Consider the following 15,752-nt stretch of genomic DNA (forward strand, 5'->3'; position numbering starts at 1 on the left):
CAACTATTCCGCAGTTATTCGTTGTCTTTCCACATTTGCATGGGAAAGGTCTCGTTGGCGTAGCTGACAGCGCAGTCGGCCATATCGGTAGCGCCCTGCTCACACAGCACTTCGGGCATATCGTAAAGGCTGCCATCTTCACAACTGGCCTGCCCTTGGCTTTGTATCGAAAGCGAGCCGTCTTGCATTGCCGCCTCTATCGGGCCGGTGCAGGTAACGCCACCCTGGTCACCAGCATGGCGCAGCTGTACTTGCCCCTTGCCCTGCTCAAATGCGTAGGAAACGCGCAACGGCCGCCCCGTCTCGCTATCCATGACGCCTGCCGCACGCCAGTTACCGTTCATGAAAGTGGCTGGACCATCCTCAGTCTGGGGGGGAATATTAAGTGGCTCGAATGTTGTTGAAGGTGATGCCTCGGCATTCGCTGGCAACGTCTCTTGCCCCAGTTCGGGCGGTGCCACCGGCGCCTCAGCCAGGTTTCCCTCGATCGGTAGTTCGGAAGGAGCTATATCCGCTGGCAATTCACTTGCCGGATCACCGATTTCAGGCAACGCAGGTATTCCTTCAGGCAAGCCCGTCTTCGGCATGCCAAGATCTGGCGCTCCGCCATCAAGTGCCATCCCACTGCTTGCAGCGCCGCCCCACCAATGCGGATTGGAAAGATCCGGTAAGGAGGTAGCAGGGAAATTCAGAGTCGGTAACGTAGGCATGCGCAGGTTGTTCAGGCTTACCTCAGGCACCTGGAAATCAGGAGCTTGAAAATTGCCAGACCCAACCACAGGCAGGTTGGCTTGTGGCGCGCAACTGCGCAGACCAAAAAAGGCCAACAAGAGCAGCAACAATAACAACAGGAGGGCTAGTGGCCACCAGCGTCGCCACCAGGGGCGGCGTTCCTCCAATACGGATTCCGGTTCGATGACGGGTCCAACCGGGGTGGCTTCTGCAAGCGGCATTGCCGACTTCGGGACTGGCGCTGGCACTGGTTCGGCAGCTGGATCTTGCGGATAAAGGAAATGTAAGGGGTCGGTAGTACGCTTGGCATCGGGATGCTCAAACCCCCAAAAGGTAAGCACTGGCGTGCCATTGACGAGATAAACATAATCCTGGTCGGGAATTCGAATGACTTGCTTAAGTAATTTGGCCAGTACGCCCCGGTCATTATGAGCCCCCTCTGCTTTGGCCAACGAAGAATCGCTGAAGCTATCAAGAAAGGTTTCAAAGTGACGCAACTCCTGCCGAGCGGGCGCTCGTTCTTCTTCACTAGCGGCACTCCAGGGAATGACATCGCCTTCCATTCCGCTATACCAGTCCAGTAGCTCGCCCTGCTGATCGCTCTGGGGAATCGCTAGATGCCGCTCCATACGCGGGAAGTCAGGTTCTTGCGTCTGGCGCCGCTTACGCGCTTCACGACGAATGGATTCACGAAGCTGAAGAGCCGAACGAAAAACTGGCTGCCCGGTCTCCCCCAATGCTGAAAACTGCTCACTCTTACCGCTGCGTAGCAATGCGCCCTGCATGCCTGTTCCCTAGATTTTTTATCATTCAGCACTTTTTGGCACTGATGATTAGAATAGGATATGTATCTTTCAGAAATAGATTGGCTAAGCGATGCCTTTTTAAGACACTCTTTTCAAATAGCCCAACAGATTTTTATAATTTTCACCCTTTACAAACTCTATATTTTTAACCTTCAAGACGTAATTTATTGGAACGCTGCAATATTTGTCAGAACAGCTCTCTACTGCCTAAGACTTTTTTATGAATCGCCAATATATTACCTAATCCTATTTAGTAAATAAACAGTCTTTTTTAGAAGTTTTCTAATCCAACAAAATAGGGGGAAGCAAAGTACCCACCGAAGGGGCCTATGGGGTCACATGCGTACATCTAGAGCGTCTTCATCATCGATCAAGAGCATTATGATTGTTTCACACATATCTAATTCGAAACTGTGGGCATCGAAGGAGCTAGCTTGGGCTAGCAATACGCCAAGCAATAAAAAACATTCAAATATACACAAAAAAACAAAATACTTACATGAAAACACAAACATTTTATCGAAACAGCCTACCTTTTATGCGTCAATTTATTTATGTTCATCTATAAATATTATATTATTTACTTTATAAATTTAAGAATACCTAGGAAAAATTCAGAGAATTAAATGCCGCTACTCGCTTAACTCACCATCGCTTGCTGCGATCGATTATCATTTCATGCACTACTGCCGTTCTTAAAGACTGTGTTACGTTGCCCGGTTTTGGCGACTCAATAGGAAATCAGAAAACGCTATGAGCTCGTAATCAATCATCTTTCCACCACATGTTTATTGCAAATGGACATGTGGTGGAAAGATGAATCGCCACCGCATTTCTATGTAGCAGTTAATACGCACTGCTTCAGAAGACTCTACGTTACTAAATAGCTCTTAGCTGGAAAAATCGCTTTTAATGGCTGAAGTTTTTAGCCTATTTGTTAAAATTATCTTCTAGCTTATTCTTCCTAATAATTTCATACTATCTTTCTTGAATGTGATCAAAATATTCATTAATTTTACTAAACAATAATTACATTAGAAATTAAACAGTTTTACATTTAAATAAATTACCTAACGATTAATATTGAAACCACCAACTAATAGCTACCGTTTATTAACCGTTTACTTCTTTTCTAAAAATTCAAAATAAAAGTAGGCAGGAGTAATGCTTTAGTCTAAATTTTCCATCATATTTATCCATACCGAACCTGCATAGGCTATGCACAGAAGCATGCTGCCAGTTAAATATTCCAACGCTCTGGCCAGCCAATACTCTGTTGAATAACTATGATGATATGCTCCGATGCCCTACGTTCACGATACCCTGACACGACTTAATAAAAGCAGCCCTGCACAGTCAGAATTTTATCAAGCCACCGAAGAAGTGCTCGAATGCCTGCGCCCGCTAATCGAGCAGAGTGATTACTATCACCAACACAGCATTATTGAGCGAATAGTCGAGCCCGAACGGCAAATTATGTTCCGGATAAGCTGGGTAGATGATACTGGGAAAGTACGGGTCAACAAAGGTTATCGCGTACAGTTCAACTCGGCCCTTGGCCCTTACAAGGGCGGCTTACGTTTCCACCCCAGCGTTACCTCGGGCACTATAAAATTTCTCGGCTTTGAACAGATTTTTAAAAATGCGTTAACCGGTTTGCCAATCGGGGGCGGGAAAGGCGGCTCCGATTTTGACCCCAAGGGAAAATCAGATAACGAGATCATGCGCTTTTGTCAGGCGTTCATGAGCGAGCTATACCGTCATATTGGCCCCCACTGCGATGTACCAGCTGGTGATATCGGGGTCGGTACGCGTGCTCTTTGGTCAGTACAAACGGCTTACCGGCCACTATGAAGGCGTGCTAACCGGCAAAGGTCTTAACTGGGGAGGCTCGCTAGGCCGTAAAGAGGCCACCGGCTACGGTGCGGTGTACTTTGCACAAAACATGCTGGCTGCCCGCGGAGAAGAGCTGCGCGACAAGACTTGCCTCGTTTCCGGCGCTGGCAATGTAGCCATCTATACCATTGAGAAGCTATACGAACTGGGCGCTAAACCGATCACTTGCAGCGATTCGCGGGGCACCGTTCACGATAAAAACGGCATTGATTTAGGCTTACTCAAACAGCTCAAAGAAGTGCAGCGCACCTCGTTAGAAGCCTACTTACATGAGCACCCCGAGGCGCACTACATTTCTGCACGTGACTACCCCCAAGCTGGGCATGCCGTATGGCGTATTCATGCCGATGCGGCCTTCCCCTGCGCGACGCAGAATGAGCTGACCGCAAGCGATGCGGAAATCCTACTCGCTAATGGCATAACGTGTATTAGTGAAGGGGCCAACATGCCTTCTACCAAAGAGGCCGTCGACCTGTTTCTAGACGCTAAAATTGCCTATGGGCCCGGCAAGGCGGCCAATGCAGGTGGCGTTGCTACCAGTCAGTTAGAAATGGCGCAAAATAGCAGCATGGAGCAGTGGTCGATGGAAAAAGTCGACCAGAAATTAAAACAGATTATGGCTAATATTCACCGCCAGTGTGCCGACACCGCCGAAGAGTTTGGGGATAAAACCAATTTGGTACTAGGCGCTAACATTGCAGGCTTCAGAAAGGTGGCTGACGCTATGATTGAACAAGGTGTCACCTGATCGTCTTTATTTTATAAATCGCTTATACTTTAAAAGCACGCAGTCCTTCCTTTATTGGAAAGGGCTGTTTTTTATTGGTTTAAACTAATTACTTACTAGGGAGCATCATTATGGGACAACGTCCTGCCATTATTATTAATCGTCTCGATGCCGAGCGTCTCCAGCGCTTGATTGACAATGCATCCGCTAAAGACATGGCCGTGGCTCAGTTACTTGAGGAAGAGCTATCAAGAGGCGAAGTTTGCGACCCCGAGGATATTCCGGATGACGTGGTCAGTATGAATAGCCAGGTTCGCTTCACCGACCTCACCCGCGGACTTAAGATGATTCGAACCTTGGTCTATCCGCACTCCCTGGAAAGCGTAGCGGATGGCATTTCGGTCATGGCGCCCATTGGCGCGGCACTGATCGGCCTCAAAGTGGGCGACATCATCGAATGGCCGCTGCCGAATAATACCGAAACACGGCTGCGTATCGACGCTATTTATTGGCAGCCCGAGCGCGAAAAGCAGTTTCACCGATAGGTTGCGGTAGAGAGAGCTGGCTCCGCTAGCTCATGATGAACAGCAAATACTGCTTGGGTTACTAACTCACCGTAATGACGCGGCACTTCGCTGAATAGCTCACCTTGTGCGAGACGCTACCAATCACAACACCAGCCAAGTCACTTAAACCTCGACTTCCCATCACAATAGTATCAACGTTATAGGTATTAGCGGTGTCTAAAATGACACGAACCGGATCACCTTGAGTAAGCAGCTTTTCAGTATGCTGAACGCCTTCTTCTTGCGCTGAACTAAACGCCTGTACCAGCAATTGCTCGCCCGATTTCTCTCGCTCAGCGAGGTTAGCGCTGGCATCAATAGCACCAATGCCCCATACCAGCGTGGTCGTATAGGCAAGCGTTTCTGGCACATGTAAAAGATGGCTCTTCGACGTTGGGTGTGGAATGGCACCCAGATTCTAACGCTCGGCCTGGGCTTGGAAGCGCCCTGGATCCTCAAGGACCAGCACCTGGATACCGCCGTGTCGCCCCACCGCCTGGATCTCTATGTCGAGGCGGAGCGCGGCAGTCTCTATCCCTGCCCGGAATGTGGTAAGGCCTGCCAAGCTCATGACTTTGCCGACAAAACCTGGCGGCATCTGAACTTCTTTCAGCATCACTGTTATCTGCATGCTCGCGTGCCGCGCACGAAGTGTCCTGAACATGGCATCAAACGCATAGAGGTGCCCTGGGCGCGGCCGCGCAGCGACTTCACGCTGCTGTTCGAGCAAGCGGCCATGTCACTGGTCAAGGAGATGCCGGTGCTGGCCGTCTCCCGGCTGCTGGAGATTTCCGACAAACGACTATGGCGCATCGTGCATCACTACGTGGGCCGCATGCTGGGGGAACTGGACGTGTCCAATGTGGCGACTGTCGGCGTGGATGAAACCGCGTCCCGGCGCGGTCATCGCTACGTCACGGTGTTCCTCGATATGCAGCGCAAGCGGGAACCGGTTATCTTTGCCGTGCCAGGCTGCGGCAAGGACGCCATCAAGGCTTTCAGCGCCTTCCTGGCGGCCCATGGCGGCGATACGGACAATGTGGTCGAGGTCGTCTGTGACATGTCGCCAGCCTTCCTCAGCGGCGTGACCGAGTACCTTCCCAAGGCCGAGGTAACGGTCGACTGGTTCCATATCGTGCAGACCTTCACCAAGCGGCTGGACGAGGCACGCAAGAAAGAGCGCCGCGAGCAGGGACACCCCAAGTCGCTACGCTGGGCACTGATGAAGAACCTGGACAACGAGAACCTGACACCCAAACAGCTGGTGGCGCTCCAGGAGCTGGTGGCCGATCAGAGCGCCACTGCCGATGCCTGGGTAATAAAGGAGAAGCTACGCTGGATCCAGAAAGCACCGACGCCCAGAGCGGCTCGATGGCGCATCACGAATTACCTCAAGGTCATGCAGGCGGCGGTTTCTGAAAAGCCACTACTGAAGCCGATGGGGAAGGCCCTGGCAACGCTTGAGCGGCACGCCGACGCAGTGATCAGACGCTGGCACTCGGAACTGACGAACGCAAGACTGGAAGGGATGAACGGCCTGTTTCAGGCGGCACGGTCACGCGCACGTGGCTATCGGAACGAGGCTAACTTCATCGCCATGATCTACCTGATTGGCAGCCCGGTGGGCCGCCTGTTCGATCAGGCCAAATCCACATGAAGTGACGAAGAACCTTTTTTTATGATTCAATTCATCGTCGGAACTCAATCATCTGAATTTAAATACAATATGCAACACAAGAATGTGCTGCATATTGATTATAAATGAAGGATTAGCCGTTTAAACTTATTAACACCTTCGCTTTAGAGGCGTTTTCTCGTTCTGCATAGAGCGATAGTTCATCTGTTACTTGAGCACCCAGCGCTTCTTCAAAGGCATCGCGATTAGCATTCCCGGCATAAGTTTCGCTCTCCGAGCCACCCAGGTTCGACTGGAAAATACCCGCCGCACTGACTGGTAAAAAGTCTTCATAAGTAATCGGCTGTGCTTCCACCAGGCCCTGTGCGATTAACGCATTAATATCGGCACTACCATCACCTTTAGCGACCTGCCCTTTCTCAGTCAGATGATAGTGAAAATACGCTAACGCCTCACAGCGCATTGCCTCGTCGTTATCCGGGAACTTGGCAAATACGTTTTTCATAACCGTTTGGTGGGCGTCGTTATCCAGTCCTGCAGTTTGCTTGCGACCTTCATTAAGCAACTGGTCGTAAAGCGCACGACCTTTCGGCGTTAGCGCTACACCACGCTGCTCAATTTCACCAAAACGAGCGGTGTGGGTGCCTTGCGCATCACCGGCAAAGCGAATTGATTCTTCTAATGCTTTAAAGCTGGTTTGGCGGAGCAAAATGGGGCACTCACGGCGCGGCGGCCCTTCAATGACGGCTTTAGGGTTCATGCCCATATCCGGCATGCGGCGCTGTACTTCATCAATATCCAGGGTGCGCGGTGTCAAGTGATTAATATGCGGCCCACGGAAGCAGACCACATCAGCAATCAAACGGTGCTCATCATGAAGCGCATGATAAGTATTCAAATCGACCGTCGCATCCTGGTGCCAACGGAAGGTTTCCAGGGCTTCTTTTACGAACTGGTCGGCCTCTTCGCTGGTTAATCCACCCTGAGTTTCATGACGCTCGATAAGCTCGCGCGCCCCTGGGGTAAAAATATCGCGCTTCGACAGAATTTCTTCTGAACGCTGGCGCAGTGCATCGCTTTCAATGAGTTCTAAACGCAGTAGCGAGGTAAAAACTCGAAAAGGGTTCATCGCCAGCGCGTCATCTTCGATGGGCCGAAAGGCGGTTGAGTGAACCGGCACTCCCGCTTCAGAAAGATCGTAATAACCGACCGGGTACATACCCATGACGGCAAACAGGCGGCGCAACATGGAAAGCTCTGCAGCGGTTCCCACGCGTATGGCCCCGTGGCGCTCTACACTCAAACGAGCCAATTCACCCTGCGCTTCCAGGCGGCGATGCAGTTCAGGCTGCCGGCTAAGCATTTCTTGGTTAACGCGCTCGACAAGTTCAAGCAGCGTGCCGTACTGCGGCACTTCGGCTTGATACATGGCCGACATAGCTTTAGAGAAACGGTCGCGAACATCATTGGTTGAAAGCTGGTTCGGTTGGGTCATTTCGTTGCCCTCTCTTACATATATTGTTGGGATAAGGATGAGATACCGACTTCAATAGCGCCAATAGCGCTTGAATAGGATGGGCCAGAGCTTCCGCTGAGTAGCGCTTTACCTGGCTGCGGCAGGAATAGCCCGTGGCTAGCAACTTGCCTGCGTTCTCCTCTGCCTCCACCTGGGGCTGCCACGACTGGGCGTAGATAGTTTTGGACGTGGCGGCGTTGCGGGTTTCGTGGCCATAGGTACCTGACATACCACAGCAGCCGGTGGCCATCAGCTCAAGCTCTAACCCAAACGCCGCAAACACCTGCTGCCATGCTTTAGGGCTACCTGGTGCGTTGGTTTTCTCGGTGCAATGGGAGAGCAGCTTAAAGCCTGGGTCGGTAAGCTTAAGCTGGTTGGGCGCTAGCGTGTTAATACGGGTCGCCAGCCACTCCTGCAGCATCAGCACCTCCGGCACCGCCTCATTGCCTAACGCTTTGATGTACTCCTGGCGATAGGTGAGCGTCATCGCCGGGTCGATGCCCACCATGGGGATATCAAAACGGGCCAGCGTGCGAAGACGCTCGGCCTGCTTGGCGGCGGTGCGTTCAAAGGCGCCTAAGAAGCCCTGCACCTGGAGGGGTTTGCCGTTCGCCGAATAGGGCATCACGAATACGCGTAGATTGAGACGCGAGAGTAGCTCTACCACGTCCATCACCAGCTTGGCTTCAAAGTGGGTGGTGAAGGCGTCCTGCACAATAATCACGCTGTTAGCGCGCTGCTGTTCGGTTAACAGGGCCAGCGAGAGCGGCGTTGCCTCGGCGACGCCCCAGGCGTTGAGCTGTTTTTTGACGCTGGCTCGTGAAAGCGCCGGTGAATCGCTCATGCCCAAGGTTCGGCGCATCAGTTGCTCTACCCAGCGCTGGCCAATCACTGCGTTATACAGCGGCGCAGCCTTGGCCAGGGCGGGCAGCATAAATTCAGTGCCGCCAATCACGTAATCGCGAATCGGGCGCAGGTAGCGGCCATGGTAGACCTCCAAGAACTGCGAACGAAACTGGGGGACGTTGACCTTAACCGGGCACTGCCCCGCGCAGGACTTACACGCCAAACAGCCCGCCATGGCGTCATACACTTCGTGGGAGTAGTCGTGGTACTGCTGGCGACTTAGGGTGTTCGCCACCCGTAGCGGAAAGCTTTTAATAAAGCCCCAGCCGCCTTCGGCTTTCTTCTTACGAGACTCCTCAACGACGTCGATCCCCGCCTGGGTCTGCAGCCGCAGCCACTCACGGATCAAGCTGGCGCGGCCTTTGGGCGAGTGGCGTCGATCCCGCGTCGCCTTCCAGGAAGGGCACATGGGGTCATCAAGGTCGTAGTTGTAGCAGGCGCCGTTACCGTTGCAGTACACCGCGGCGTCGTAGGCCTGCCAGGCACGCTCGTCGATGGCGCGGTCAAACTGGCCGCGCATGGGCACGCCATCAACCTTCAACAGATCGGGGTCGCTATCTTTGGCGATTAGCTCGCCGCTTTCGGCGGGCGAAGCGATCTTGCCAGGGTTGAGCTGGTTATAGGGGTCGAAAGCGGCTTTTACCCGCTGTAGGCTGGGATAGAGTTCGCCAAAGAACTTAGGCGAATATTCGGAGCGTACGCCCTTGCCGTGTTCGCCCCACAGCAGGCCGCCATATTTCTGGGTCAGCACCGCCACTTCATCGGACACCGCGCGAATCAGTTTTTCCTGCTCGGGATCCTTCATATCGATGGCGGGGCGCACGTGCAGTACGCCAGCGTCGACATGGCCAAACATGCCGTAGGAGAGCCCTCGGGCATCCAGGTCGGCGCGGAACTCGGCGATAAAGTCCGCCAAGTGCTCCGGCGGCACGGCGGTGTCTTCCACAAACGGGATCGGCCGTTTCTCGCCCTGCACATTGCCGAGCAAACCCACCGAGCGTTTGCGCATACCGTAGACTTTCTGGATCTGACTGCGCCCCTCTGCCAGGGTGTAACCCAGCCGCTCTACGGTGGTGTCTTGGCTTAGGTGTTCGGTAAAGGCGCGCACTCGTTCGGCGAGGGCGCTCTCATCGTCGTCATTAAATTCGATCAGGTTAATGCCGCGAATCGCCGTGTTAGCGGTCGCCGGGAAGAACTCCGCCACGCTGTCCCAGACGAAGTCCTCCATGGCCAGCTGTAGCACGGTGTCGTCGATGGTTTCAATAGAAGTGGGGCGCAGCGCCTGCGGCTGGGGTTGTAGCGCCTGCGGCTGGTTTTGTGAAGAGCTAGCGGCCATCAGCGCTTTGGCATCCCGCAACGCATCCATAAAGCTGGTATAGCGCACATTGACCAGGGTGGAGTGCTTGGGAATTGGCAGCACGTTCAGCACCGCTTCGTTCAAAAAGCCCAGCGAACCTTCCGAGCCGCACAGCAGGCTGTTGAGGTTGAGCTGCCCCTCGCAATCGCGCAGGTGGGCCAAGTCGTAGCCGGTCAAGCAGCGGTTGAGCGGCGGGAACTTGACTGCAATCAAGTCGCGCTGCTGGTCGATAATGTCGGCGGCGGTGGTATGCACGCGGCCCAGAATACCTTCCTGTTGGCACTCAGCCTGCTCTTCATCCTGCGTTAACGCACGGCTATGCAGGTGCTTTCCGCCGATCAGAATGGTATCGAGCTCCAGCACATGATCACGGGTTTTGCCGTATTCGCAGCTGCCCTGGCCGCTGGCATCGGTAGAGATCATGCCGCCAATAGTGGCGCGGTTGGAGGTCGAAAGCTCCGGAGCGAAAAACAGCCCATGAGGCTTGAGCGCAGCGTTAAGTTGATCCTTGATTACTCCGGCTTGAACGCGCACCCGTCGTGCTTCCACATCGATCTCAATGATCTGGTTCATATGGCGGGAGACATCCACCACGATGCCGTCGGTGAGCGACTGACCGTTGGTGCCGGTACCGCCGCCTCTAGGGGTTAACACAATACCCCGATGGGTAGCCTGCGCAGCAAGCCGGGTGAGGCGCTCTATATCTTCGGCATGCTTGGGATAGACCGCCGCCTGGGGCAGGCGCTGGTAGATCGAGTTATCCGTCGCCAGCACTGTGCGGTTAGCGTAATCTGGGGCGATTTCACCTTCAAAATCGCGGCCGCGCAAGGCTTCGAGAAACGCCACATACCCTCTTCGCAGTGCCACCTCACTGACCATTGCGATCATGCCTTGAGCGTCTCCAGCGCCTGCTCGATGAGCCCTAGCCCCTCTGTCATGATTTCTGGTTCGGTAGTCAACGGTGGTAATAAGCGTAAGACATTACGCTTGCGACCGCTGGGCATTAATAAAACTCCGGCATCACGACCGGCTACCAACAAGTTAGCTAAGTGCTCCGCACCCGTTGCGTTTTCAGTGTCTTCAAAGACGATGCCGCGCATCGCGCCTATACCTGTCATAGCCCCCACCATGGGGAAGCGCTCGCTTGCCTTCCAGCGCTGGCAAGCACTAACAATCGCCGCTTCTTGGGCCTTACCCCAAGTGCTTAGCGCCTCGTCTTGCATGATATCCATCACCGCCAATGCGGCTGCGCAGGCCACCGCATTACCCGAATAAGTGCCTCCCAACGCGCCTTTGGGTAATGCATCCATTAACTCTTTACGACCTACTAAGGCGGCGAGTGGAAGACCTGAGGCAATACTTTTTCCTAGTAGAAGTAGGTCGGGTTCGATGCCTAAGTGACTGAAACCAAAGCGCATACCGGTTCGTCCGAAACCTGATTGGATTTCGTCACAAATCAATATAATGCCGTACTGATCACAGATTGCCCGCAGCGCTTTGGCAAACTGGGGACAAAGTAAGCGAAATCCGCCTTCTCCCTGAATAGGCTCAACGATGAAACAGGCCACTTCGCTGGGGGCAATCTCTACGTCAAAAACACGCTCTAACGCAGCCAGCGACTGCTCGGCGGATACCCCACTATCTTGGCTAGGAAACGGTACGTGATAAACGGGGCCTGGAAGCGCTCCTAATCCTGCTTTATAGGGTTTAACTTTGCCGTTCAAATTGAGTGCTGCCAACGTGCGACCGTGGAAAGCATCGTCAAAGGCAATAACGCCTTGGCGACCAGTGACACCACGGGCGACTTTCAGTGCATTTTCTGTCGCTTCCGCGCCACTATTCGTCAACATGCATCCAAGCGGGTAAGAAACTGGCACAAACTGATCAAGGCGCTCTACGACAGAAAGGTAGCCACGGTGAGGCAATGCATTAAACGCTGAATGCATGAGGGTATCGACCTGCGCCTTGACGGCCTCGACCACCGCTGGGTGGCCATGCCCCAGGTTAAGCACACCAATACCACCGATAAAGTCGATATAACGCTGCCCCGCCTCATCCCATACCTCTGCATTACGCCCTTTAGTAATACAAACCGGATGAAGGATGCCTAATGCACTGCTGACGTAGGGAAGGTCCATCGTCGTAAACGCTCCTGAAATTGCCGTATATTCACTTATCAAACAGGTTCATACAGCAGATCACAAACGAAAAAAAACACCAAATACATGCCAAGCAGGAATGTATGGGAAATAGACACTTGATTTAGAAACAGGAACAACAGCAACTCAGCATAGCCACTTACTGCAGCCATCTATTACGCCATACAGACTAAAAAAAGAAAAAACGGTGTCGGACGCGCTGATATAAAACACAGATTATTAATTACATAAGGGATTCCTTAAAAGCACCTTTCATGACAAAATGGAATGCGTACGCAACTTAATTTCTTTTGTCTGTCGAGCTAGATACGTGAACAATAGCCAGCTACCTTTTTCGCGGCCTTTTTCACTGATTGATCCCCAGACGGTCGGATTGCGAAAATTGCTAAGCATAATTTAATTAAAAATAACTTAATTAGCAGGAGTCAATATGAAAAACATTCCCTCTAAAGTGCTATGTGGCGTTGGCGCTACTCTTCTGTTGGCGGGCTGTGGTGGCGAGAGCAAACCAAATATCGCCATTGGCCCCCCGGCCAGTACCACTCAAAGCGTTTCCCAACTACTTTTTGATGCCTACGGTATTGATAGCGATAAGTACAATACCTACCAGGAAGGTTTTGGTGCTGCACTCGATGGCGTACAAGATGGCAACATCGATATTTCCATCGGTATTCTTGGCTTACCTTCTGGTAGCATTGAGAACCTACAAGCTACTAGTGGCGATGCACGCCTGATTAGTTTAAGCGATGACGCTATTGATTATATTGAAGAGAATAGTGCCTATCAGCGCTTTACTATTCCTGCTAATAGCTATGCTTTTCAAAATGAGGACGTAAGTACTATTACTGCTTACGCCATTTTAGTTGGCAATACAAATACCATTGATGAAGACCTAGGTTATGAACTAGCGCGTTTAATGCATGAACATGCTGAAGAAAACACGCACTCTCAATCTTCGTTTATTACCCTTGAAAATGCACTGAATGGTTCAGAAGGTTTGCCCATTCACCCTGGTGCTAAAAAGTATTATGAAGAGCAAGGCCTCACCGTAGACAACCCTGTTGCTGAGCTTGGCGATACCGAAGCCAAAGAAGAATTTATTTTAGGCACCGGCAGCCAAGGTGGCACTTACTACCCGCTGGGCGGCGAGATGGCCACTATCTGGAACCGCTACCTAGAAAATCAAAATTTTACGAATATTGAAACTGGCGCCTCAATCGAAAACTTAGTGAGCATCCGTGATAACAATATGGATCTCGGGATGACCGTGCACGCACCGGCGCAAGATGCCATTGCGGGAAGCGGAGAGTTCGACAGCGGTGCTATTGATAACGTCGCATTTATCGGACACATCTACCCTGAAGTCATTCAGATTATCACTCGTGAACGCTCCAACATTGACAGCCTAAGTGATCTAACCGATTGATATTCCGTTTTCGCCGCTGGCTAAGCCAGCGGCGTTATAAGTATGAGGTTTTATCGTGGATAAAAAAAAACTCCTGACGAAGCGACGCTTTTAAAAAAGTATGATCGTGAGTCACAAATACGTTCGGCACTACAACTAGGTAAGTGGGGATGGCTGATCACCCTACTGGGCGTATCCCTGACATGCTTTCATCTCTATACCGCTTATTTTGGTACGCTACCGTCGCAGCAGCAAGGCGCTGTTCACTTAGGCATTGCTTTGGGGATGATCTTTATTCTATTCCCTGCAACGCGCGGCGCGGGCAGGCGTAATGGAGTGCCGTGGTATGACGTACTACTCGCATTCGCCGCAACCTTTGCCGCCTACTATAAGATACTATTTTACGAAGAAGTACTTCGTGCAAGAATCACGGGCTATTCAGCCTTTGATCTAACGCTTGCGGCACTCGGCGTGCTGTTTGTACTAGAAGCGACTCGCCGTACTGTAGGTATGCCAATCGTTGTCATGGCCACGTTGGCAATACTCTATGCGCTGTTTGGCAATTTAATCCCAAGCCCTTTGCTTTCTCATCCAGGCTTCTCTCTTGAGCAGGTGTCTCCCTACTTATGGTTCAGAGAAAGCGGCGTTTTTGGTACGCCTCTGCAAATATCAGCGCGCTTTATCTTCTTGTTTTTGTTTTTCGGCGTTGTCCTGATGCATACCGGAGTAGGTCGATTCTTTAATGACTTAGCTTTTGCGTTAACCGGGCGCTTTACCGGCGGCGCCGGCAAAGCAGCCGTTATAGCAAGCTCTTTGCAGGGAATGATTTCGGGGAGCTCTATTGGCAACACCGTAGCGTCTGGCTCTTTCACCATACCCATGATGAAAAATGCCCGTTTTAAACCCGAGGTAGCGGGAGCAGTCGAAGCTTCAGCCTCTACGGGGGGGCAAATCATGCCACCCTTAATGGGCGCGGCGGCGTTCATAATGGTGGAGTATGTAGGCGTTTCTTACCGTGAAATCATGTTTTCGGCTCTGATTCCCGCCATCCTCTATTTCGCTAGTATTTTTATCGGAGTTCATTTCGAAGCCAAGCGCCATCGCATTCTAGGCCTGCCTAAAGATCAACTGCCCAGCAAACGTAAGCTCATACTGTCAAAAGGCTACATGCTGTTGCCTTTGCTCGTCATTATTACGACGATTAGCGTTGGTTTTACAGCACAACGAGCAGCGCTACTGGGGATAGCATGTGCTTTTGCTGTCAGTTTGGCGCGCAAAGAAACACGCCCCTCATTAAAAGATATATTAGTTATCTTCGAAAAAGGTGCGCGTGTGGCACTGCCAGTGATCGCAGCTGTGGCTTGCGCAGGCATTATCGCTGGCGTGGTAGGCATGACAGGTATGGGATCAAAATTTGCCGCCGGGATTATTAGCTTGGCTGATGGCGTTTTGATACTTGCGCTCTTATTCACGATGATTGCCTGTATTGTTCTAGGCATGGGATTACCCACAACGGCAAACTATGTGGTCACCGCTACGATTGCTGCACCGGCGCTTATTAATGAGTTTGGCCTTCCGCCAATGGCGGTGCATTTGTTTGTCTTTTATTTCGGCATTATTGCCGATATTACGCCCCCTGTTTGTTTAGCAGCGTTTGCCGGCGCAGGCATTGCGCAAGCCAACCCGATGAAGACCGGTTTCACTGCAGTTAAATTGGCGATTGGTGCGTTCATTATTCCTTACGCCTTCATTTATAATCCCATGCTGGTAATGGTTGAACCTACGCCGCTAGGGCTTTTAAGCGCATTGTTCTTTTCACTTGCAGGGATTATGGGAGTAAGCAGCGCGCTACTGGGTTACTTTGTACGCGATTCACTCTTTTGGGAGCGTCTGGTACTGTTCGGAGCTGGGCTTGCTATGGTGGTTCCTGAGTTGCTAACCAGCGGCTTGGGCTTATTAGCCATGGGATTGGTTGGCTGGCTCCAATCACGCCGACCTGACAAATTTCAGGAAGCAGCGTCGCTCGCCTAATGAACCATTTTAAAA

The 15,752-nt window shown here is 51.9% G+C and carries 9 protein-coding genes and 1 pseudogene; 5 read left to right on the forward strand and 5 right to left on the reverse strand.

The features are described 5' to 3' along the window. Positions 1–14 precede the first annotated feature (14 nt). Positions 15–1,517: an SrfA family protein gene (locus QHL1GM_RS10950; RefSeq protein ID WP_071694514.1), complete on the reverse strand. Its 1,503-nt coding sequence runs from the start codon at positions 1,515–1,517 to the stop codon at positions 15–17. Positions 1,518–2,840: 1,323 nt separating this feature from the next. Between QHL1GM_RS10950 and gdhA the strand changes: the two are divergent. Then, positions 2,841–4,182 (forward strand): annotated as a pseudogene (gene gdhA, locus QHL1GM_RS10965) (NADP-specific glutamate dehydrogenase). A 110-nt stretch (positions 4,183–4,292) separates the two neighbouring features. Further along, the gene (gene rnk, locus QHL1GM_RS10970) at positions 4,293–4,706 is read left to right on the forward strand and encodes a nucleoside diphosphate kinase regulator (protein ID WP_007112484.1); all 414 of its coding nucleotides are present in this window, start codon (positions 4,293–4,295) and stop codon (positions 4,704–4,706) included. Between the two features lie 61 nt (positions 4,707–4,767). Here the strand turns inward: rnk and QHL1GM_RS10975 are convergent, their stop codons facing one another. Then, positions 4,768–5,097, reverse strand: coding sequence for a universal stress protein (locus tag QHL1GM_RS10975; RefSeq protein WP_071694517.1), 330 nt, complete (start codon positions 5,095–5,097; stop codon positions 4,768–4,770). Positions 5,098–5,106: 9 nt separating this feature from the next. Between QHL1GM_RS10975 and QHL1GM_RS10980 the strand changes: the two genes are divergently transcribed. Continuing rightward, the gene (locus QHL1GM_RS10980) at positions 5,107–6,384 is read left to right on the forward strand and encodes an ISL3 family transposase (RefSeq protein ID WP_071694518.1); all 1,278 of its coding nucleotides are present in this window, start codon (positions 5,107–5,109) and stop codon (positions 6,382–6,384) included. A gap of 112 nt (positions 6,385–6,496) precedes the next feature. On the opposite strand, the gene QHL1GM_RS10985 is transcribed toward QHL1GM_RS10980, so the two are convergent. Genes QHL1GM_RS10985 through QHL1GM_RS10995 form a run of 3 tightly spaced genes read right to left on the reverse strand, consistent with a single transcriptional unit; the run spans position 6,497 to position 12,280 of the window. Next, positions 6,497–7,858 (reverse strand): VOC family protein, encoded by a 1,362-nt coding sequence (locus tag QHL1GM_RS10985; protein WP_071694519.1) that lies wholly within the window; start codon positions 7,856–7,858, stop codon positions 6,497–6,499. After that, the gene (locus tag QHL1GM_RS10990; RefSeq protein ID WP_254795293.1) at positions 7,827–11,030 is read right to left on the reverse strand and encodes an FAD-binding and (Fe-S)-binding domain-containing protein; all 3,204 of its coding nucleotides are present in this window, start codon (positions 11,028–11,030) and stop codon (positions 7,827–7,829) included. The genes QHL1GM_RS10985 and QHL1GM_RS10990 overlap by 32 nt, the downstream gene beginning before the upstream one ends. After that, on the reverse strand, positions 11,027–12,280 hold the full coding sequence (locus QHL1GM_RS10995; RefSeq protein WP_071694520.1) for an aspartate aminotransferase family protein: 1,254 nt from the start codon (positions 12,278–12,280) through the stop codon (positions 11,027–11,029). The genes QHL1GM_RS10990 and QHL1GM_RS10995 overlap by 4 nt, the downstream gene beginning before the upstream one ends. Before the next feature lie 451 nt (positions 12,281–12,731). On the opposite strand from QHL1GM_RS10995, the gene QHL1GM_RS11000 reads away from it, so the two are divergent. Together QHL1GM_RS11000 and QHL1GM_RS11005 are read left to right on the forward strand one after the other, a co-directional pair. Beyond that, on the forward strand, positions 12,732–13,727 hold the full coding sequence (locus QHL1GM_RS11000) for a TAXI family TRAP transporter solute-binding subunit (protein ID WP_071694521.1): 996 nt from the start codon (positions 12,732–12,734) through the stop codon (positions 13,725–13,727). 156 nt (positions 13,728–13,883) lie between these two features. Next, a complete protein-coding gene (locus QHL1GM_RS11005; protein ID WP_083571009.1) occupies positions 13,884–15,737 on the forward strand; it encodes a TRAP transporter permease in 1,854 nt (617 codons plus the stop codon). Positions 15,738–15,752: the final 15 nt, after the last annotated feature.

Origin of the sequence: Halomonas sp. QHL1 (genome assembly GCF_001882345.1) — a bacterium.
Classification (GTDB): Bacteria; Pseudomonadota; Gammaproteobacteria; order Pseudomonadales; family Halomonadaceae; genus Vreelandella.